Raw genomic sequence first — 19475 nt, forward strand, 5'->3', positions numbered from 1 at the left:
CGCGATAAGCAGGTCTTAGCCAGAATATCGGATGCAAGGGATTGGCATCAATCGGTAGAAGCCGCGAGTGTCGACGGATGCGTAATGTTCAACGGACGGCTGGGATAACGATCTGCGCAGGCCTGCGAGGCCCCGCGACGAACCGCTGCAGTCGACTCAGAGCCTTCAGGTTGCTCTGCTCTTAGTGGACATCGATTGAGACAGCGGCAGACACTGATGTAGTCGTCGCTACAAACCATGATTCGCTGCTGCCGACACAGAACTCACTCCGCGGAGACCGGGGCCGATCGGCTTCGCGCGAAGACGTCTGGTCCACCATCTACCGACTCAACACCATTCGAGAGAGTCGCCCGTGTCGTAACGACCCTTCGAAAGGTGATCCTGACGGCTCACTATGCGGTATGTTGCCACCGGAGCCGTGATGTCCGCTCTGGGCGGATTGTGCCTCACCCCGTTAGACGGGTAGCCGCACCGACCGATTTGGGCTCTGTGGAGGTCGTCGCATCGATCGTGGGTCCTCCACTTGAGAGCCCTTCGCCAGGTTGCCGGCTTTCCCGCATTGCGGGCTGATTTTGATGTTGCAGAAGAATTCGGAAGATGAGTCCGTGCGTGATCAGCAGTAGTGGTACAACGAGAGTCGGAATGAAGTACGTCGCGCCCAACTGCCCCGCCACGAGCCCGGCATCATTGGCCTGATAGAACGCGTTCAGGAGATCTGCGAGGCCCCACCAGTTGAAGATCCAGGCGACCACAATGCCAGCCCCGCGTGGCAGCAATACCAGTGATAGCGACGCGAGTGTCGCCGCAACGAGATCCCCGTAGGCGGCGCAATACGCGAAGGCAGACGGCAGATCGGGCGACACGACGCCTGGGACAAGGAATGCCAACCCAATGAAGCGGAAGCTGTGCAGGATGAGAAGAGGCCGCAGCGCATCGACCGGTCGCAGGAGGCGGAGTTTTGGCCAGACGTATCGCCTGGTGATGATTCCCCACGTGCAGAAGCTGAATGCGATGCTAACGAAAAACCAGAGCTGGGGCAGCATGAGTCTCTCCTTTGGTTCGAATTCCCGCGATCGACCGTGAGAACTTAAACGCGCAGCGTGCGTAGCTCTGCGGTCACAGCGCCTCGCTCCGTGTGAGCCAGGGCATGCTCGCGCAGCCAGACCTTGGACTCAGGGGCAAACTGCGGTTCTGACGGAAACGGACGGCGTAGTTCACGGTCGTAGCGCTCGAGATCGAAACCGGGGCTGAGCGGGGCGATCACGAACTGCGCGAACTGGCGAAGCCAATTGCCAGGCGTCCGCCGGTTGCCTGGAAGCGCCGCGTAGCGACGCGCGATCGTCTCGAAGTCCTCGGCTGGCTGACCGGTCACATCGGGGACGTCCGTGGTCGGAGCGCCCAGCTCAAAAGCCCCGCGTTTGTGATCGTCAATGTAGTAGCGAACGCCGCTGATCAGGTCGATCGGCAAGCCGCCCATCCGGGCGGCCTTCATGAATAGCCAGATCGGCATTGGCACAACCTTGACCGATCGTCGGACGGCCCGGCCGATCGCCTTGGCCATGTCCTCCGCGCCAAGGAGCTCCGGCCCAGTGGGGCGGTAGCGCTTCCCGGCGTGCCGCGCAGGATCCATCAGGGCCGCGACGGCGACTCGCGCGATATCCTCGTTGGACGGTGGCGCGTTACGGCTATCGCCAAAGATCCAGGGAAATGCTCCGAGGTGCGCAGCAAATCCAGTCAATGCGAGATAGGCGTCAGCGAAGAAGCCCGGCCTCACGATCGTGTGCGCGACTCCCGGCGTCATCGAGAAAAGCTGATCGACGAGCCAGAGTTGTCGGGTCATGAGGGCGGGATGCGAGGGACTCGACAGCCACTGGGTCAGGCTGACGATGTGTTCGAGCCCGGATTCCCTGGCGGCGACGGCGAACGCGACAGCGCCCTGAATCATGTAGGGATCGAAAGGCGGACAAAAGTAGGCGCGCTGAACGTCTTTTAGCGCGTCGGCGACGCGCTCGACATCACTGATGTCGGCAACCGCTATCTCGGCCCCCTGCGCTTTCAGCCGCATGCTGCGGCCATCTTCCCGGTGCACCATGGCGCGTACGGGATAGCCGGCCTTCAGCAGTTCGGCAACGACGACGCTGCCTGTCTTCCCGGTCGCACCGGTTACGAGGATCCTTGGCTTAAGCATGATCGCCTCCGAGCAGTCGCGGTACTCATCAGTACCAGATGGTTGTTCCAGTATGGTACTATGCGGTACCGAATGTCAAGAGAGATGACGATGACCACGGTATCGCTGTCAAAGGACCCCCAGGAAGGCCGCGACGAAACTGAGGTGTGCGCGCGCATTCTCGATGCAGCCTTCGCGTCGTTCATGGCGAGTGGCTACGCGGCGACCAGCACGCTTGAGATCGCCACGCGCGCGCGGGTTTCGAAACGAGAACTGTATGCGCTGGTGGGCAACAAGAAGGAAATGCTAGTCGCGTGCATCAGCGCGCGCGCCGCAAGACTGCAGGTACCCGCTGACTTGCCCGTGCCGCACGACCGAGAGACACTCGCGAACGTACTGACTTCCCTAGGGACGCAGCTCGTCCGCGAGATCACCGATCCAACGGTCATTGCGGTCTTCCGACTGGCGATCGCAGAGGCGGTCCACGCGCCCGAGGTGGCGCAAGCGCTCGACTCGACAGGGCGCGAGACAAGTCGTGCCGCCTTGCGTCAAATCATGGCCCGGGCTCAGGCGTCCGGACTTCTCAATGGCCGTCCTGCCGAACTTGCCGAACAGTTCAGCGGGTTGCTGTGGGGTAATTTGATGGTCAGCCTGCTGCTTGGCGTCGCCCAGCGGCCGAACTCACGCGAGGTCGCGGCACGTGCCCGCAACGCCACAGCTGTTTTTCTTCAACTTCATCCGCTCCCGTAGCGCTGCGATGCCCCGCCAGTACAGTACATCTAATGCGTGGATGATCCATCCGATGCCACGCCACCTGGCAATTCCGGGAACGGCTCCCGGGTGACCGCTATCGAGAAACCCGCGAGGCGAGCTTGAGTGACAGTTCCTGGCCGACGACTGCTGGGCGTTAAGGTTTATTCGATGCCTACGATCGGCCGCAGGAATGTGCCTGCCTCCGCGCATGTCGGCAGGCGTCGAATAAACCTTAACGAATCCCGCCCGATGCTCAAAGCATGGATGTCGGCCAATGCGGTCATTGGGCCGATCGCCAGCCAAGGGTCACTATAGATTGCTCTGCGGTCGTTGGGCGACCCCTCACGTCGAATGACAACTTTCGCCCTGCCAGAGGACGACACCCGACCCGGAGCGCCCGGTCGAACTCCAAGAAGCGTATGGCCGCTTCCGAATGGCGGATTCAACCGGTCGATGCAACACAATGAACGTCGCATGAGCGGCGGGAGTGTTGCAAATGAAACAGAGGCGCCGGATCTATTACAGCGAAAGCCAGAAGGCGTTGATGTGGGAACGCTGGCGTAGGGGCGAGTCGTTGCAGCACATCGCCCAGCTATTCGATCGCAATCATTCGTCGGTCCAGGGAATTCTGGCGCAAACTGGAGGAATCCAGCCTGCGCCCCGCCAGCGATCCAGGCTGGCGCTCACGCTTGCCGAGCGTGAGAAGATTTTGCGAGGTCTCGTCGCGGGCGATTCGATTCAGTCAATCGCCCGGCGGCTGTCGCGGTCACCGTCCACGGTCTTTCGCGAGATCAAGCGCAACAGTGGACAGGGCGGCTATCGGGCCAGCCACGCCGACCAGCTTGCATGGGATCGGTCGCTGCGCCCGAAAGTCTGCAAACTGGTCGAGCACCGGACGCTGGCCCATATTGAACCGCCCCGGGTTTCCCCTCAGGATTACCCATAAGTCGCTCGCGACTGTGCGATTGAAGGGCGATGGCTTGTAAACGGTGACGACCGATGTTAACTTTGATCCGGTTCGTGATCTGTGATGCCGGGCATTGTCGGACACCTCTGACCTTGATGATTGGGCAAATGAAGAGTTTGGCGCCGCCGAGCTCGGCGACGCTCGCCTGACCAGACGGCTAGTGACGCTGGCACGCAAGCTTTCGTTGGGCCCACATTGCTCTTTTCCGCAGTCGTTCAATGGTTCGGAGCTGAAGGCGGCATATCGTTTTTTCGACAACCCGCACGTGGATGTCGATGGCGTGCTGGGTGGGCACATCGGTCAAACGCTGTGTCGTATGCAACAGGTGCCAGTCGTCCTTGCTGTTCAGGACACCACCGAGTTCAATTTGTCTCATCTGCGGGCAACCGAAGGTCTGGGATATGGCTCCGATCCACACGTGCGTGGTTTCCTGATACACAGTCTGCTTGCGCTCACGCCAGAGGGTCTGCCACTCGGGGTGATCGGGATGAAGACCTGGATACGTAGGCACGAGGAGTTGGGCAAGAAACATCTGCGCGGGCAACGAACCGTACAACAGAAAGAGAGCGCGAAATGGCTCGAAGGCATCGAGCAACTGGGCGTACTCAAGACGCACTGTCCGTGCACGCATGTCATCGGCGTGAGCGACCGTGAAGGCGATGTCTATGACGTTTTCCTGGCGCAGCGGCCTGCCGGTGTCGACTGGTTGGTGCGCGCGTCGTGGAACCGACGCGTTGCTCACCCCGATCGATATTTGTGGGAAACCGTGCTGGCCTCGCCAGCGCTTGGAGAGGCGCAACTGCAGGTGCCTGCACGCGAAAACCGCCAGGCACGCACCGCACGGCTGGTTGTGCGCTGCATGCCCGTCCGCCTTCGTCCGCCGCAAAATCGTCGTCGCGAGAAGCTTCCCGAAATTGAAGTGTTTGCAATTCATGCACAGGAAACGAACTTGGACGAAGGAGCAGAGCCATTGGAATGGCTTCTACTGACTTCGGTGCCTACGCAAACACACGCAGAGGCCCTCGAGCGTCTGGCATGGTATGCGCGCCGATGGACGATTGAATCGTGGCATCGTGTGCTTAAAAGTGGCTGTCGCATTGAAGCCCGCCAATTTGGCAATCTCGATCGATTCGTCCGCGCCACCGCATTGTTCGCCGTCGTAAGCTGGAGGATCCTGTACTCCATGTTGCTTGCCAGGCTTGATGGCAACCTGCCATGCGAAGTATTGCTGCAGCCAATCGAGTGGCGAGCCCTCTACTGTCGTACGCATGGCAGTACTGAAATACCTGATAAACCGCCATCACTGGCGCAGGTCATCTTGTGGATCGCCAGACTCGGCGGATATCTCGCTCGAAAGCATGATCGTCCACCTGGTCCTACCGTCATCTGGCGTGGATTTCTTGTCCTCCACGAAATCACGATGATGTACCGAATATTCAGGCAAAACGAATAGCACCATCACATTACTTGTGGGTAATCCTGAGGGGTTTCCCGGAGGCTGTTTTGCTTGAGTCACGCCGCGATGGCGGACCCAGCGAGTTTTGAATAATAAGCGGCTTCTGCCTCAGCAGGTGGAATGTTGCCGATGGGGCCGAAGAGCCGACGATTGTTGAACCAGTCGACCCATTCGAGCGTCGCAATTTCAACGGCCTGCGGATTGCGCCACGGTCCGAGGCGATGGATCACCTCTGCCTTGTACAAGCCGTTGATCGTTTCCGCCAGTGCGTTATCGTAGGAGTCGCCCACGCTGCCCACTGACGGCTCAATGCCAGCCTCGACCAGCCGATCCGTATAGCGGATCGATACGTATTGCCCGCCGCGGTCGCTGTGATGTATCAACCCGTCCTGCTGCGCCGGCTGTCGCTCGTACAAGGCCTGCTCCAGTGCGTCCAGAACGAAGTCCGTGCGCGCCGAGCTCGACACACGCCAGCCGACAATGCGTCGGGCGAACACGTCAATGATGAACGCGACATAGACGAAGCCCTGCCAGCTCGATACATAGGTAAAATCTGACACCCACAGCGCATTGGGCCGTTCGGCGGTGAATTGCCGGTTCACGAGATCCTTCGGGCACGGCGTCGAACCATCGCTCACTGTCGTGCGTACCGTCTTGCCCCGCACCACACCGCGCAGGCCCATCTGCTTCATCAGCCGCTCGACCGTGCAGCGCGCCGCGACAATGCCTTCCCGCTTCAATTGCGTCCAGACCTTGTCTGCGCCATACACCTGGAAATTTTCTTCCCACACGCGCCGGATCTCATCCTTGAGCATCCTGTCGCGCTGGGCCCGCGGCGGCACCAGGCCTGGATTGACGCGGCGGGCCACATGCGTGTAGTACGTCGACGGGGCAATTGGCAGCACCCTGCAGATCGGCTCGACCCCGTAGACGTGCCGGTGATCATCGATGAACGTGATCATCACTTCGGTCGGCGGTCGAGCTCCGCCTGTGCGAAATATGCTGACGCCTTGCGCAGGATTTCATTAACCTGGCGCAGCTCACGGTTCTCCCGCTCCAGTTCCTTGAGCCGATCCTGCTCCTGCGTGCTTGTGCCCGGGCGCAAACCCCGATCCCGCTCTTCCTTGCGCACCCAGCTACGCAGCGTTTCACCCGAGCAGCCAAATTTCGCTGCGATCGACGCGATCACTTTCCATTGCGATTCGCGGTCGCCCTGGTGTTCCAGCACCATTCGCACAGCCCGCTCACGAACTTCCGGCGAGTACCTTGGGGACTTCTTCTTGGTGTTTTCCATAGCTCCATTTTCTCAAGAAGTGGAGCCTCCGGAAATCCCGGGCCGGTTCATATCGTGGCCGACAAGCTCCAGTTGCAGTGGTCGCCCCAGCAGATTGCTGGATGGTTCAATCGAGCCTTGCGGGGCAACGAGGACTACCACGTGTCACACGAGACCATCTACCGCAGTCTTTTCATTCAGGCACGGGGTGCACTGAAGAAAGAACTGCTGGAGCATCTACGGCGCACCCGGGCCATGCGTCGCTCGCGCCATCACACGCAGAAAACGGACGATCACGGCAGGATCCGTGACGCGGTATCAATCCGTGAGCACCCCGCCACTGTGGAAGACCGTGCGGTGCCGGGGCACTGGGAAGGCGATCTCCTGTGTGGCAGTGGCGGCAGCCAGATTGCAACGCTTGTAGAGCGTCAGACGCGCTATGTGATGCTGGTGAAGATCGCCAGCAAGGACAGCGAAACAGTAGTCAATGCGCTCATCAGACATGCCGGAAAGCTGCCGAAGGAACTGTATAAATCGCTTACCTGGGATCGGGGATCAGAGATGGCGAACCACAAGCAGTTCACCATTGCCACCGACATTGCCGTGTACTTCTGCGATCCGAAGCACCCCTGGCAACGGGGCTCGAATGAAAACACCAACGGCCTGTTAAGACAATACTTCCCGAAAGGCATCGATCTGTCGGTCTACTCACAGACTAAACTCAACGCCGTGGCACGACGGCTGAACGAGCGACCACGAAAGACACTGGATTACGAAACACCCGCTGAACGATTCCATCGAACTATTGCATCGACCGGTTGAATCCGCCATGTACTGCAGCCGTTGCGGCCACCCATGCGAGCAACGAGCTATCGTCGCTTGCCGACATTGGGACGAACTGGGTTCTAGGTCAGCAATGTTGCGGATGCTGACCGTGGCGGCATTGAAGAGCCGATCAGTTTCCACTCACGGTCTTGACGGGCTGCCATTTACCGTCTTTGACCTGATACAACGTCGACATCGGACTCTTCTGGTCGCCCTTCGAATCGAATGCAATCTTGCCCGTGATGCCCTCGTAGTCCGTGCTCCGAATCGCCGGCACAAATGCCGCGGGCTTTGCTGACCCGGCCTTCTTCATCGCGTCTATCGCCAGCCATGTGGCGTCGTAGGCAAAGGGTGAGTAAGTCAGGTTTTCGGTGCCAAACTTGTGCTTGTATTTGTCGGCAAACTCGGTACCACGCGGGAGTTCGTTAAGCGGACGCCCGTATTCCCAAGCCAGCGCGCCTTCTGCTGAAGGGCCGGCTACTTGAGTGGATACCGTGTCCGCGACGGCTCCCCCGCCGAGGAATTGCGCACGCATGCCGAGCGTCTTCATCTGCTTGATGACCAGGCCGGCTTGATTGTCCAGACCACCGAAATACACCAGGTCGGCATTCGAGGACTTGATATGTGTCAGTTGTGCACGGAAGTCGACAGCCTTGTCATTCGTGTATTGCTGATCAACGATCTGGCCCCCGGCGGCCTTCACGGCCTTGATGAATTCCTCGGCTTCGCCTTGACCGAACGCGGTTCGGTCATCCATGACGGCAATGCGCTTTGCCTTGGTGACAGTCACGGCATAGTTACCCGCGATGCCGGCGTTCTGGGCGTCGGTCGGAATCATACGGAAAATCGTCTTCATCCCTCGCCGCGTGATTTCGGGGTTGGTCGCCGAAGCCAGCATCATTGGAATGCCGGCCGCCGTGTATGCAGGTGACGTGGGCAGGCATACCCCAGAATTCAAGGGGCCGATTACGACGGCGATGCCATCGTCAACCAGTTTCTGTGCAACCTGCACCCCGATGCGCGGATCACCCTGATCGTCGACCGAGTCAAGTTCGAATTGAACCGGCTGGCCACCCACCGTCAAATGCTGCGCGTTGGCCTCGTCGATGGCCATACGCACTCCATTCTCGGTGTCTTTGCCAAGCGCGGCGGTTCCGCCCGTGAGAGGCGCCGACACCCCGATCTTTACCACCTGTACCGCGTTCGCTATCCCGGGCGCGACTACAAATGAAGCCGCCGCTACACCCATTGAAAGCACTACTAAGCAAGCATTCATTTTCAACATGGCCAATCTCCTGATCGCGCTCGGAAAATACAGTTTTGAATACACAATGGAACAGAACTCTCCAGCTGGATCCTTTACCCGGTTACCAACTGAAGTTGCAACAACGTCACCGCTACACGCCGATTTGAAGCCTGATTACCTCATCATGCGAAAAGGCCTGCCTCCCCTGACCATCTTCGATTTCGCGCCGCACGTCAACGACCGACAAGCCCCCCGCCGGTAGACTTCGAGCAGTTCGACGCCACTGCTAAATGACTTCATCCGATCACCGATCATCTGAAGACGATGGTTCGCGTTCCACTGAGAAAGACCTTCTTCTCAATGTGGTAGCGCACAGCTTTTGCCAAGGCCAGGCACTCCAGGTCCAGGCCGACAGTCGCGAGCTCGTTCGCGCTGTATATATGGTCGACACGTTCAATGGCCTGCTCGATGATCGGACCTTCATCGAGGTCTGGCGTGACATAGTGAGCCGTCGCGCCGATATATTTAACGCCCCGATCGTAAGCTTGCCGGTAGGGCAACGCGCCCTTGAAGCTCGGCAGCAGTGAGTGATGGATGTTGATCGCACGCCCAGCGAGCTTTTCGCAAAGATCGTTCGAGAGAACCTGCATATACCGGGCGAGTATGATCAGCTCGCTGGACGTTTGCTCGACAATTTCCAACAATTCTGCTTCTCGCTCCGGTTTTGTTTCCGGGGTGACCGGGAGAACATGGAACGGAATACCGTGCCGCTCCGCCGTGGGGCGAAGTGTGTCGTGGTTCGAAACGATCGCGCGGATGTCCATCCGAAGATCGCCGGTGCGGACACGGTAAAGGAGATCCTCGAGGCAGTGGTCTGCCTTCGAGACCATGATCAGCACGCGCGGGCGATATTCCTGCCTCTCGATACTCCATCGCATGGCGAACCGCTCCCCAGTCTGCTCGAACGCTTCGCGAAGCGGGTGCAGGGCCTGCGGCGCCTCGCCTCGTGCACGAAAGGCGATACGCGAAAAGTACCGGTCCGCATCCAGGTCGTCGTACTGCGACATTTCCGTGATGTCACAGCAGCGTTCGGCGAGAAAGCTGCCAATCGCCCCGACGATGCCGAGTGCGCCGCGACTCGTGACTGTCAGAACGTACCGATCCGAACTTGCCGCGCCACGACTGCCGGCTCCGGCGATCGGCGCATGCGCCGCAATACCTGCATCAACAACGGACATCTGAAAATCTCCAATTCATGCTTCTCAACGGTGGACGCGTCCGACCTGTTTCGTTGAGCCGCGCGTGGCAAGACAAGCACGATTTACGGCTGACGGCGCACGTAGATCGGGAAGCGTTCGCAGAGCTGCTTCACTTCTGCGCGTACCTTGGCGGCCACAGCAGACGCGTCTGGGCTCCCGGTGTCGGCTGCCACGGATTTGAGCACCTCGACGATCAGGTCGCCGATCCGTTCAAATTCCGCAACGCCGAATCCACGCGTCGTTCCCGCGGCGGTGCCCAGCCGGATTCCGGAAGTGACCGCTGGCCGCTCCGGGTCGAAAGGTATGCCGTTCTTGTTGCACGTCAGGCCCGCACGTTCGAGGGCCAATTCCGCATCCTTGCCGGTCACTCCCAGCGGACGCAGATCGACGAGGACGATATGGCTGTCGGTGCCGCCCGAAACGATCGTGGCGCCGTGCTGCGCCAGCCGTGCAGCCAGCGCCTTGGCGTTCGCCACCACCGACTCGGCATATGTACGGAAAGCGGGCACCAGGGCTTCACCGAAAGCGACCGCCTTGGCAGCGATCACATGCATCAACGGACCACCTTGCAGTCCCGGGAAAACCGCTGAGTTGATCTTCTTCGCGAGCGCTTCGTCGTTGGTGAGAATCAAGCCTCCGCGCGGGCCGCGAAGCGTCTTGTGGGTCGTCGACGTCACGATGTGCGCGTGCGGGAACGGGGACGGATAGACGCCCGCCACAATGAGGCCGGCGTAGTGAGCGGCATCGACGAGCAGATGAGCCCCCACGGCATCGGCAATGGCACGGAACCGCGCGAAGTCGATGGTGCGCGGATAACTGGAGCCGCCGGCGATGATCATCTTGGGGCGATGCTCATGGGCGAGGCGCTCCACCTCCTCATAGTCGATCAGCGCATCTTCCTGCCGAACGCCATAGCCGACCGCCTTGAACCACTTCCCGGAAAGGGTGGGCGGGGCACCGTGTGTGAGGTGACCGCCCGCGGACAGCGACATGCCGAGAATGGTGTCGCCCGGCTGCAGCAGCGCGAACATGACTGCGCTGTTCGCCTGCGCCCCCGAGTGGGCCTGGACATTGGCGTATTCACATCCGAACAACCGTTTGGCCCGTTGAATCGCAATGTCTTCAACGACGTCGACGTGCTCGCAACCGCCGTAGTAGCGGCGACCGGGGTAGCCCTCGGCATACTTGTTGGTCAGAACGGAGCCCTGCGCCGCAAGCACGGTCGCCGAGACGATGTTCTCGGAGGCGATCAGCTCGATCTGGTCCTGTTGACGGCCGAGTTCGTCCCTGATTGCCGCGAACACATCCTCGTCCGCAGCGGTCGATTCGTTGATCGCTGCTTGCAGCTCTTCCAAGTTATTCAACATCGCTGTTTCCCTGATCGGATTGAATCGAAGCAATAAGCCAAACCAAAGGCACGCCTGAGCGCGTACCCGTGCCAATTTCAGTTCACGCGGCCTGCTATAGCTCGTTCGCGGGCCGCCGAATCGCGCAGAAATCCTGTGAAGTACACCAAGCGACTGCGCTCGACGCCGAGCGTCCACCGTGCGTCACCATTTCGGACGACCACCACCGGAATACCTGCGAGCAGCGTTCGTTTCGCGTGGCCCGTCTTCAGGCCCGCTATCTCGAGCGAAAGGAACCCGGCCGAGGTCAACAGCGTATGCGCCTCCTTGCCGCCAATTTCCAGCCAGCACAGATAGTCGGAGAACGCCGATGCGTGGACGCGCTTATCGGGAAACGCCGCGTTGATGCGTGCAATGAGCCCGAACTCCTCGGAAACCGGACAAGGGATCAACCACGACCTCGGCGTGAGCCACACGACCGCGCCTGGCCCATGCCCACTCGGGATGGCGGCGCTCACCGGCACCTCGAATCCCAAGCTGTCGGCGATGGACGACACCACCTCCTTGGTATCGACGGCGCTATTGAGAAGGATGCAGCCGATATCCGAGCGTTCGGTCAGCGTGACGAACGCTCGATCGAAGTCCGGTAGTGGCTTCGACGAATCAAACGGCGAGCCGAATGCCGATTCAGGCTTGAGATTCACGCTTGCAACCTCTCATTGCTCGGGTCATAAAAAGTCGGATCGCCGATCTGACAACGAATGATTTCGCCGTCGCAGTAGACCGACACCGTCTCTCCGTCGCGCTGAGAGCCTTGCTCGATCAGAGCGAGGCCAATCGAGCGGCCTACGGACGGGCTGACACAGGCGGACGTAACGTAACCGACGGTCGGGCACGGAACGGACTCGTGGCCCTTCGCCATCACGCGTCCACCGACGCTAAGCGTGCCGTTGAGCGCAGTGAGACCGACCAGCTGCTCACGCTCGTTGCTGGTCGCAAAGGAAAGTCCGAGAGAGCGCTTGCCGATGAAATCGCCTTTTCGTTTGGAAACGATCGGACCCATGCCCACGTCAAGCGGCGTGGTCCGACCATTGGTATCGGAACCCAGGTGCAAATACCCCTTCTCGAGACGCAGGCGCAGCCACGCTTCCATGCCGACCGGACGGATAGACAGCGGCTTGCCCTGTTCCAGGATGACGCGCAGCAGCGAGGACGCGTATCGCGCTTGCACCGAAATCTCGTACTGCAGCTCGCCGGTGTAGCTGATCCTCGCCACCCGCGCCGTCACGCCGCAAATGCTTCCCTCGCGAAAATCCATGTGCGGAAACGCTTCATGCGAGATGTCGAAATCCGGTTCGAGCTGGCTCAGGAGCTCACGGGCACGCGGGCCGGCGATCGCAATCGATGCCCAGTTCGACGTGACCGGCGATATGGCGACCCGCATGTTCGGCCATTCGGTCTGACGCCAGCGTTCAAACCAGGCAGCGACCGCCTCGGCGTTGCCGGACGAGGGGCCGGCAAGGAAATGATTCTCGCCGATGCAAGTGACCACGCCGTCGTCAAAAATCACGCCGTCTTCGCGGAGCATGACCGAGTACCGAATTCGGCCCGGCTTCAGCGTCGCGATATTGGACACGTAGAACTTCGCAAGGAACTCCCCCGCGTCCGGACCTGTCACCTCGATTTTCCCTAGCGACGAACCATCGAATACCCCGACGTGGTTTCGTACGGCCGCCATCTCGGCCGCCACTGCATTCTCGCGATCGTTGCCGTTGCTCTGGTACCAGTCCGGACGTTCCCAGCCGAAATCCTCCATGACGCCGCGAAGTTCGCGATGAATCGCATCCGCGGGCAAGTAGCGACGTGGCTGGTAGCGATCGCCCGTCCGGGCGTTGGCGATCGTGCTCATCCGCACAGCCGTATAGGGAGGACGGAACGTGGTCGTTCCAACCGCACCGATCTCGCGTCCTGTCAGGCCTGCCATCACTGCCAGGCCGTTCACGTTGGAGGTGCGGCCCTGATCGGTGCCCATACCAAGCGTGGTGTAGCGCTTGAGGTGTTCGACCGATACGTAGTTTTCTCGAGCCGCGATCTCGACATCCGACACCTTGACATCGTTCTGGAGGTCGATCCACATCTTGCTGGCCGATCCGTAGCCGGGCTTCCACGTCGGGGCAACCGTTCCATAGGTGCGTGCCGTGACATGAGCACGCGCCGCCCGGGCCTTGACGTTCCGCCCCGCAGCGATCACCGTGCCGGCCTTCAGCGCTTCGCCGATGGAATCATCGAGATCGACCGTTCCGTTGGCGCCTCCGACAATGAACCATCCGGGCGGCGCTTCGCGACAAACAAACGTGCTGAGGTCATGGTCATACGACGGCTTCACGCCGCGGTGCGCGGCCAGATGGATCAACGGCGTCCATCCGCCGGAAACCGCCAGGCCGTCGCAGCTCAGCCGACGCCGTTCTCCCTTGTGATCGCGCACGGTGATTCCGCTCAAGCGTCGATACCCCGAGGTCTTCTCGATCTGGCTTTCGAAGAAGCACGGAATCTTGTGTGTCCGTGCTTCCTCGGCATGCACGGCTTCGCTTGCCTTGCGGATGTCGATAATGGCGACCACCTTGACACCCGCTCGCTGTGCTTCGAGGGCCGTCAAGTAGCCGCTGTCGTTGTTCGTGTACACAGCTAATGCTTTGGCCGGGCTCACGGCAAACTCGCCCATCAGCCGACGGACGGCGGAGGACAGCATGATGCCGGGACGATCATTCCCCTGGAACAGCATGGGGCGATCGACCATGCCGCTCGCCAGGACGACGTGCTGGGCGTTCAGCTTCCAATGGCACTCGCCCCGAACACCCCGGGCATCGCCAATCGATTGCGTGAGCGTAAAAACATTGCTCTCGTACGCGCCGGTGACGGTCGTCGACGACAAGACCGTGAAATTCGGGCGCGAGCTCGCCTCCTCCACGATCTTCGCAGTCCACGCGCGAGCCGGCTGACCACCGATCTGTGCAGCCTCCCACAGCGCCGACCCGCCAGGCACCGGTTGATCGTCAACGACGAACACGTTCAATCCCGAATCGAGAAGGGTGTTGGCTGCCGCCAGGCCGACCGGACCACCGCCGATGATCAGGACATTGCATGAAGCGTGTCTGTGCTGCACATGATGACGATCCGGTGTGGCGTCGGGGCGGCCGAAGCCCGTTGTCCGGCGAACGGCGGGCTCGAAGACTTTCCAGTCGGGCCACTTGAAGGTCTTATAGTAAAAGCCGGCGACAAGAAACGCGGACCCGAGTTGAGCGATTGCGCCGACGTCGAAATTCGTCGAAGGCCAACCTGTCAACGATTCGGCCTGCATCCCATCCACGAGCCGGATCTGTCCGGCCCGAAGTGCCGGGTAGTACGCATAGCCGTCACGGACGGCCAGCATGGAGTTGGGGTCCTCGAGACCGGCGCCATAAAAGCCGCGCGGCCGATGATATTTGAAGCTACGGCCGATCAGGCTTACGCCATTGGCCATCAGGGCGGACGCGAGCGTGTCGCCCGGGTGCCCCTTCATCGTCTTGCCGTTGAACGTGAACTGAAGCGTACGAGAACGATCGACGCCGCCGCCGCCGCTCAAACGATGGCTCTGAAATGACTGGCTCATCGTGCGGGTTCCTCAATATCGCCCGTGGCGTGGTCAAAACTAAACACGGTACCTAGCTTGTGCGTGACCGTGTCGCGCTCGACCTTGAACCACTGTCCGCATCCGGCCGCGCAGCACCATTGCTCCACCAGCGAACCTTTCGGGTTCGTGCGCATGAACAGATAGTCGGTCCATTGCTCGTCGGTCACCGAGTCCGGGTCGAGCGGACGAACAGTGTCGGCCTCTCCCCCATAGACCAGCTCCTCTTCGGAGCGAAGCTCGCTGCAGTATGGGCATCGAATAATGATCATGTCTTTCTACCGTCAATGTGCGATTCCGGCAGCGGCGCCTTCGTCAACCAGGCGATTGCTGCGGAAGCGGTCCAGGCCGAACTTTTCTGCAAGCGGGTGCGTTCGTCCGGTGCCAAGGGAATGCGCGAGCAACAGGCCGCCCGCCGGGATTGCCTTGAAGCCGCCGGTTCCCCAGCCGCAGTTGATGAACATGTTCTCTACCGGCGTCGGTCCGAGGATTGGCGAGCTGTCAGGCACGATGTCGACAATCCCGGCCCAGTGGCGCATCAGTCGAAGCTGCGCAAAGATCGGGAACATCTCAACGGCCGCGGTGACTACTTTCTCGATCGTCGGAAAGTTCCCCCGCTGCGCGTAGGAGTGGTACAAGTCCAGAACCCCACCCATCACGAGCTCGCCCTTCTGCGTCTGATTGATGTAGACGCCGGTGCCAGGTGAAATCACTACGTGATCGAGCAACGGTTTGATGGGTTCGGAGACCATGGCCTGCAGTGGCCGACTGGTCACCGGGAGGCGGAAGCCCGCCAGGTTGGCGACGACGCTGGAGTGCCCGGCGACCGCCATGCCGACTCTGTCGCAGGCAATGCGGCCTTGCGTCGTGACGATCTCTGTGATCTTTCCACCCGTCTTGACGAATTCCTTCACCTCGCAGTTCTGGATGATGTCCACCCCGAGTCGATCCGCGGCGCGCGCATAGCCCCAAGCGACCGCGTCGTGACGGATGGTGCCCCCGCGCCGCTGCAGAAAAGCGCCGAGAACGGGGTGCCGCGGATTGGCGTCCATGTTCATGTGGGGCATCATTTCCTTGACGACCGCCCGATCGATGATCTCCCCATCGACGCCATTGCAACGCAGCCAGTTAGCCTTGTGATGGGCCGACTCCATTTGATGCTGATTGTGGATGAGCGTCACCCATCCCCGCTGCGAAAGCATGATGTTGAAGTTCACATCCTTGGACAGACCTTCATACAGCCGGAGTGCAAGGTCATAGAGCGCGGCGCTTTCCGGAAACATATAGTCCGACCGGACATTCGTGGTGTTTCGTCCGGTGTTGCCGCCGCCGATCCAACCCTTCTCGATAACGGCTACGTTCGTGACGCCATGCTCTTTGGCGAGGTAGTACGCGGTGGCGAGCCCATGTCCCCCCCCGCCGATGATCACCACGTCGTAGTGACGCTTCGGAGCAGGCGAGCGCCATGCGGCCTGCCAGTTTTTGTGGCCCGTCAGCGCCCCGGTCACCAAGGTCGAAAGAGAGTAGTTTTTCCAGTCCATCTGGCTTTCCCTGCAATGAACCACGCCACTCAGGCGTGCTTGAACAGACCAAAATTCGAAATCGTTGGACGGCATGAGCGCGGTGCGCTGCACAGTCACCCGTCTGTTGCCGAGATGGGGCTCGCTCGGCTTCACGACGATCCTCACTTCACCGCCCATTTGCGTGAACCCGCTGGATCATGTGTTCGAGACGAACTCGCACGACACCTTCGCACTGGGACAAGCGCGTCCGGATGCTCCTGGCTTCCCGCTCACCGATTCCCGTCAACACGATGCGTTGTTGCACAAGGTCTTCGTCTCGCGTGGCCTGCAAAGTCTTCAGTGCATTGTCGTAACCAGCCAGACACGAGAACATGCGCGAGAGCACCGAAAACTGGGCGCGACATACTACGTGCAGGGTGTGCACGATTCGAGATCCCGGAAAGAATCGTTCGATCGAATCGCATACCGTTTCGGTATCCTTATTGCAGGTTTCCATGAAAACTTGCCGCGCGCTTACGCAGAGATAAAAAAGGTTGTTCAGAGCCGCTGGGTGGCTTGCGAGAAAGCTTGTTTGCTGCGCTCCACGGCGGCCCAGTCGATCTCGAAACCCAGGCCCGGTGCTTTCAGAACGGGAAGACTTCCGTTCTTCGGCGTGAGATCCGGCGAGGCGACCAGATCCCATTCGAGGAAACGTGTCATATGCTGATTCGCGTCGTCCAGATTCGGAATCGTCGCGGCGATCTGGTTCGACGCAGCCGTGGTGATTCCCGTCTCGTAGAGACCGTGGAGGCAGACGTTGATCCCCGCGGCTTCGGCAATGTGGGCGACCTTCGACATCCGGGTCAGTCCACCCGTTTCATGAAGTCCGACGACAATCATGTCTGCGGCCTGTTGCCGGCATACGTCGAAGGCGTCGAAAGGCGTGAACACCGACTGGTCCGCCGAGATCGGGATCGGACTGGTTCGCTGCACCTGAGCGAGAGCGGAAATACTCTCGCAGTGAGTCGGCTGTTCAATGACCTCCACATCGAGCGGCAGCAGTCTGCGAGCCATGCGGGCCAGTTGAACAGGCGTCCAGTGTTCGTTCGGATCGACCCTCATGCGGATGTCGGGGCCGATCGCATCCCGGACGGCTTTCGCGGTGTCCAGGTCCAGCGAATCGCCACGCCCGACCTTGAAATAGATCACGTCGAAGCCGTCTTCAACCAGGTGTGTCGCGTCAGCCGCGACGTCCCGAGCGGACTCGCCTTGGGCGAATCCGAAGTAGTGGATCTCGTCCCGCACGGCGCCGCCAAGAAGCGCGTGCACGGGCTGTCCCGTAGCCTTTCCCATGACGTCCCACAACGCCATTTCCAGTCCCGCCAGGACCTGCCCTGCGAAACGGGGCGAACTGCAAGTGCCGAGCCCCTGGAACAGACGCTGATAAGCGTCTGCCATGAGGCGTGCATTGGCGAACGGATTGTGTCCGATGCACGTTTTTGCGGCCTCCTGGATGTATGCGGCGATGGACGTCGGCGACGGCGATCCGATGGACTCGCCGTAACCCACCACGCCTTCGTCGGTGTGTACTTCGACGAGGACGACAGTCGCGCCATTGATTACACCTTGCGCCCAGTAGTAAGGGCGCGTGTATGGAACGAGCAGTGGTGTGGTTTTGACGTCGATGATCTTCAAGGTTATCTCCACATCGCATTTCGTGAGTACTGCGCGGGTCGATCCCTGCAGTGCTGGTGTCGATTCGCTAGCTCAGGCCCGAACCAGACGCAACCCGCCGCGACATTGGAAACGACATGCGGAAGAGTGTTGACACGTTACGCGAATGCTATCTAGCCGATAATGGGTTAGTATTGAACGAATCGGACGTCTCGTTGAACATTTCAGACTTTCCGTGTTTTCCCCTAGTGGGTTCTCGATCCGCTTTCCTCCGCAATTTGAGAGCCGACCACCATGAGCCGATACGAGGCATTAGCAACCAAGCCCCCGGAATTGCACGGTATCGAACCGAGTATCCGCGCAGCCTTCGTTCTCTGCCCGAAGTTCACGCTTCTGCCTTATGCGGCGTTTGTGGACAGCCTGCGTCACGCAGCAGACGAAGCGGACTACAGCAGACAGATTTACTGTAAGTGGAAGATCGTCTCTGAAGACCGCAAAACGCCTATCGCGGCAAGTTGCGGCTCGTTGGTCATGCCCGACGAAGAGTTCGGAGACGCGGGCGATCTGAATTTCGTTGTCGTCGTCGGCGGATTGTTGCCGGCGTGTCTCGAATTGAGCGAAGCGGCGAGGAGCTTCATTCGGGGCGCCTACGAGTCAGGCGTCGCGATCGTGGGGCTGTGTACGGGGAGCTTCATCCTGGCAGACATGGGACTGCTGGCGGGGCGACGCTGTACCGTTCACCACGAACATCAAACCGCATTCCGAGCGCTCTTTCCCGACGTGGAGTCGGTTTCGGACGAAATGTACGTCAGTGATCGTGGAATCTTGACATGCCCAGGCGGCACTTCGGCCCTCGATTTGGCGTTTCATCTCATCGACACGCATTGCGGAAAGGCACGGGCCGTGAAAGGCCTTACGTCACTTCTCATCGAGCAGCATCGGTCTACGTCGCGCTTTCCCCATCGGCCGTACGGGCAGCTGGCAGCATGCGGAAATCGAAAGGTCCAGGCTGCGGTTGAGATCATGGAGCGCCACATCGCAACTCCGTATCCCATTAGCGTATTGGCCAATAAGGTGGGCTGCAGCGAGCGTGAACTTTGCCGTCTCTTTATGAAATATGGGAGCGATAGCCCTGGAGACACGTGGCGCAATATCAGGCTCGCGCACGGCCATTGGCTCCTGCTCAATTCGGATCGCGGTATCGCGCAAATTGCGAACGAATGCGGATTTTCAGACGCAGCCCACTTCACCCGGTGGTTCAAGTCGACGTTCAAGGAAACGCCCGACGCTTTCAGGCGCCGTCGTCGGATTATCAAGTAGCCCGCGCGAAGGCGAAGATG

Annotated in this window: 15 protein-coding genes, 2 pseudogenes and 1 other annotated feature; of the genes and pseudogenes, 6 read left to right on the forward strand and 11 right to left on the reverse strand. The window is 60.1% G+C overall.

Annotated elements, in window-relative coordinates:
- Positions 1 to 446 precede the first annotated feature (446 nt).
- Positions 447 to 1043, reverse strand: coding sequence for a hypothetical protein (locus OKW41_RS13630; RefSeq protein ID WP_429572833.1), 597 nt, complete (start codon positions 1041 to 1043; stop codon positions 447 to 449).
- A 44-nt stretch (positions 1044 to 1087) separates the two neighbouring features.
- Positions 1088 to 2188 carry an NmrA family NAD(P)-binding protein gene (locus OKW41_RS13635; protein WP_429572834.1) on the reverse strand — a complete coding sequence of 367 codons (1101 nt, stop codon included), beginning with the start codon at positions 2186 to 2188 and terminating at the stop codon, positions 1088 to 1090.
- A gap of 90 nt (positions 2189 to 2278) precedes the next feature.
- On the opposite strand from OKW41_RS13635, the gene OKW41_RS13640 reads away from it, so the two are divergent.
- The 3 genes and pseudogenes from OKW41_RS13640 to OKW41_RS13650 all read left to right on the forward strand — a co-directional run bounded on the left by OKW41_RS13640 (position 2279) and on the right by OKW41_RS13650 (position 5340).
- The gene (locus OKW41_RS13640; protein WP_429572835.1) at positions 2279 to 2917 is read left to right on the forward strand and encodes a TetR/AcrR family transcriptional regulator; all 639 of its coding nucleotides are present in this window, start codon (positions 2279 to 2281) and stop codon (positions 2915 to 2917) included.
- A 499-nt stretch (positions 2918 to 3416) separates the two neighbouring features.
- Positions 3417 to 3824: pseudogene (locus OKW41_RS13645) on the forward strand (transposase); the annotation flags it as partial.
- A gap of 136 nt (positions 3825 to 3960) precedes the next feature.
- Positions 3961 to 5340: an IS4 family transposase gene (locus OKW41_RS13650; protein WP_429451256.1), complete on the forward strand. Its 1380-nt coding sequence runs from the start codon at positions 3961 to 3963 to the stop codon at positions 5338 to 5340.
- Positions 5341 to 5399: 59 nt separating this feature from the next.
- On the opposite strand, the gene OKW41_RS13655 is transcribed toward OKW41_RS13650, so the two are convergent.
- Positions 5400 to 6637, reverse strand: a protein-coding gene (locus OKW41_RS13655) for an IS3 family transposase (protein WP_429572836.1) whose coding sequence is annotated in 2 segments (ribosomal slippage) — positions 5400 to 6334 and positions 6334 to 6637 — 1239 coding nt in all. Because the reading frame shifts where the segments join, the coding sequence is not laid out codon by codon here.
- Positions 6231 to 6347: a sequence feature (AL1L pseudoknot), on the reverse strand. (Overlaps the previous gene by 117 nt.)
- Before the next feature lie 51 nt (positions 6638 to 6688).
- On the opposite strand from OKW41_RS13655, the pseudogene OKW41_RS13660 reads away from it, so the two are divergent.
- A pseudogene (locus tag OKW41_RS13660) lies at positions 6689 to 7438 on the forward strand (IS30 family transposase); the annotation flags it as partial.
- Between the two features lie 133 nt (positions 7439 to 7571).
- Here the strand turns inward: OKW41_RS13660 and OKW41_RS13665 are convergent.
- Positions 7572 to 8690 carry a branched-chain amino acid ABC transporter substrate-binding protein gene (locus OKW41_RS13665; protein WP_429573410.1) on the reverse strand — a complete coding sequence of 373 codons (1119 nt, stop codon included), beginning with the start codon at positions 8688 to 8690 and terminating at the stop codon, positions 7572 to 7574.
- Between OKW41_RS13665 and OKW41_RS13670 the strand changes: the two genes are divergently transcribed.
- Positions 8602 to 8949: a hypothetical protein gene (locus tag OKW41_RS13670; RefSeq protein ID WP_429573444.1), complete on the forward strand. Its 348-nt coding sequence runs from the start codon at positions 8602 to 8604 to the stop codon at positions 8947 to 8949. The genes OKW41_RS13665 and OKW41_RS13670 overlap by 89 nt on opposite strands.
- 49 nt (positions 8950 to 8998) lie before the next feature.
- On the opposite strand, the gene purU is transcribed toward OKW41_RS13670, so the two are convergent.
- The 7 genes from purU to OKW41_RS13705 all read right to left on the reverse strand — a co-directional run bounded on the left by purU (position 8999) and on the right by OKW41_RS13705 (position 18156).
- Positions 8999 to 9925 carry a formyltetrahydrofolate deformylase gene (gene purU, locus OKW41_RS13675; protein WP_429572837.1) on the reverse strand — a complete coding sequence of 309 codons (927 nt, stop codon included), beginning with the start codon at positions 9923 to 9925 and terminating at the stop codon, positions 8999 to 9001.
- Between the two features lie 83 nt (positions 9926 to 10008).
- Positions 10009 to 11313 carry a serine hydroxymethyltransferase gene (gene glyA / locus OKW41_RS13680; protein WP_429572838.1) on the reverse strand — a complete coding sequence of 435 codons (1305 nt, stop codon included), beginning with the start codon at positions 11311 to 11313 and terminating at the stop codon, positions 10009 to 10011.
- A gap of 77 nt (positions 11314 to 11390) precedes the next feature.
- Entirely contained in the window at positions 11391 to 11996 is a 606-nt protein-coding gene (locus tag OKW41_RS13685) for a sarcosine oxidase subunit gamma family protein (protein WP_429572839.1), read from the reverse strand.
- Entirely contained in the window at positions 11993 to 14941 is a 2949-nt protein-coding gene (locus OKW41_RS13690; RefSeq protein WP_429572840.1) for a 2Fe-2S iron-sulfur cluster-binding protein, read from the reverse strand. Before OKW41_RS13690 ends, OKW41_RS13685 begins: the two co-directional genes overlap by 4 nt.
- Positions 14938 to 15231, reverse strand: a complete 294-nt coding sequence (locus OKW41_RS13695; RefSeq protein ID WP_429572841.1) for a sarcosine oxidase subunit delta — start codon at positions 15229 to 15231, stop codon at positions 14938 to 14940. The genes OKW41_RS13690 and OKW41_RS13695 overlap by 4 nt, the downstream gene beginning before the upstream one ends.
- A gap of 12 nt (positions 15232 to 15243) precedes the next feature.
- The gene (locus OKW41_RS13700; RefSeq protein ID WP_429573411.1) at positions 15244 to 16500 is read right to left on the reverse strand and encodes a sarcosine oxidase subunit beta family protein; all 1257 of its coding nucleotides are present in this window, start codon (positions 16498 to 16500) and stop codon (positions 15244 to 15246) included.
- Positions 16501 to 17019: 519 nt separating this feature from the next.
- A complete protein-coding gene (locus OKW41_RS13705; protein WP_429572842.1) occupies positions 17020 to 18156 on the reverse strand; it encodes a mandelate racemase/muconate lactonizing enzyme family protein in 1137 nt (378 codons plus the stop codon).
- Between the two features lie 273 nt (positions 18157 to 18429).
- Here OKW41_RS13705 and OKW41_RS13710 point away from each other — a divergent pair, with 273 nt between their 5' ends.
- Positions 18430 to 19455 carry a GlxA family transcriptional regulator gene (locus OKW41_RS13710; protein ID WP_429572843.1) on the forward strand — a complete coding sequence of 342 codons (1026 nt, stop codon included), beginning with the start codon at positions 18430 to 18432 and terminating at the stop codon, positions 19453 to 19455.
- Positions 19456 to 19475: the final 20 nt, after the last annotated feature.

The sequence above is a fragment of the Paraburkholderia sp. UCT70 genome (assembly GCF_050434085.1).
Taxonomy (GTDB): domain Bacteria; phylum Pseudomonadota; class Gammaproteobacteria; order Burkholderiales; family Burkholderiaceae; genus Paraburkholderia; species Paraburkholderia tuberum.

Coding starts and splice junctions, on each gene's coding strand:
- OKW41_RS13630 (WP_429572833.1), bottom strand. CDS start 1,043: ATGCTGCCCCAGCTCTGGTTTTTCGTTAGCATCGCATTCAGCTTCTGC.
- OKW41_RS13690 (WP_429572840.1), bottom strand. CDS start 14,941: ATGAGCCAGTCATTTCAGAGCCATCGTTTGAGCGGCGGCGGCGGCGTC.
- OKW41_RS13635 (WP_429572834.1), bottom strand. CDS start 2,188: ATGCTTAAGCCAAGGATCCTCGTAACCGGTGCGACCGGGAAGACAGGC.
- OKW41_RS13710 (WP_429572843.1), top strand. CDS start 18,430: ATGAGCCGATACGAGGCATTAGCAACCAAGCCCCCGGAATTGCACGGT.
- OKW41_RS13695 (WP_429572841.1), bottom strand. CDS start 15,231: ATGATCATTATTCGATGCCCATACTGCAGCGAGCTTCGCTCCGAAGAG.
- purU (WP_429572837.1), bottom strand. CDS start 9,925: ATGTCCGTTGTTGATGCAGGTATTGCGGCGCATGCGCCGATCGCCGGA.
- OKW41_RS13640 (WP_429572835.1), top strand. CDS start 2,279: ATGACCACGGTATCGCTGTCAAAGGACCCCCAGGAAGGCCGCGACGAA.
- OKW41_RS13700 (WP_429573411.1), bottom strand. CDS start 16,500: ATGGACTGGAAAAACTACTCTCTTTCGACCTTGGTGACCGGGGCGCTG.
- OKW41_RS13665 (WP_429573410.1), bottom strand. CDS start 8,690: ATGGGTGTAGCGGCGGCTTCATTTGTAGTCGCGCCCGGGATAGCGAAC.
- glyA (WP_429572838.1), bottom strand. CDS start 11,313: ATGTTGAATAACTTGGAAGAGCTGCAAGCAGCGATCAACGAATCGACC.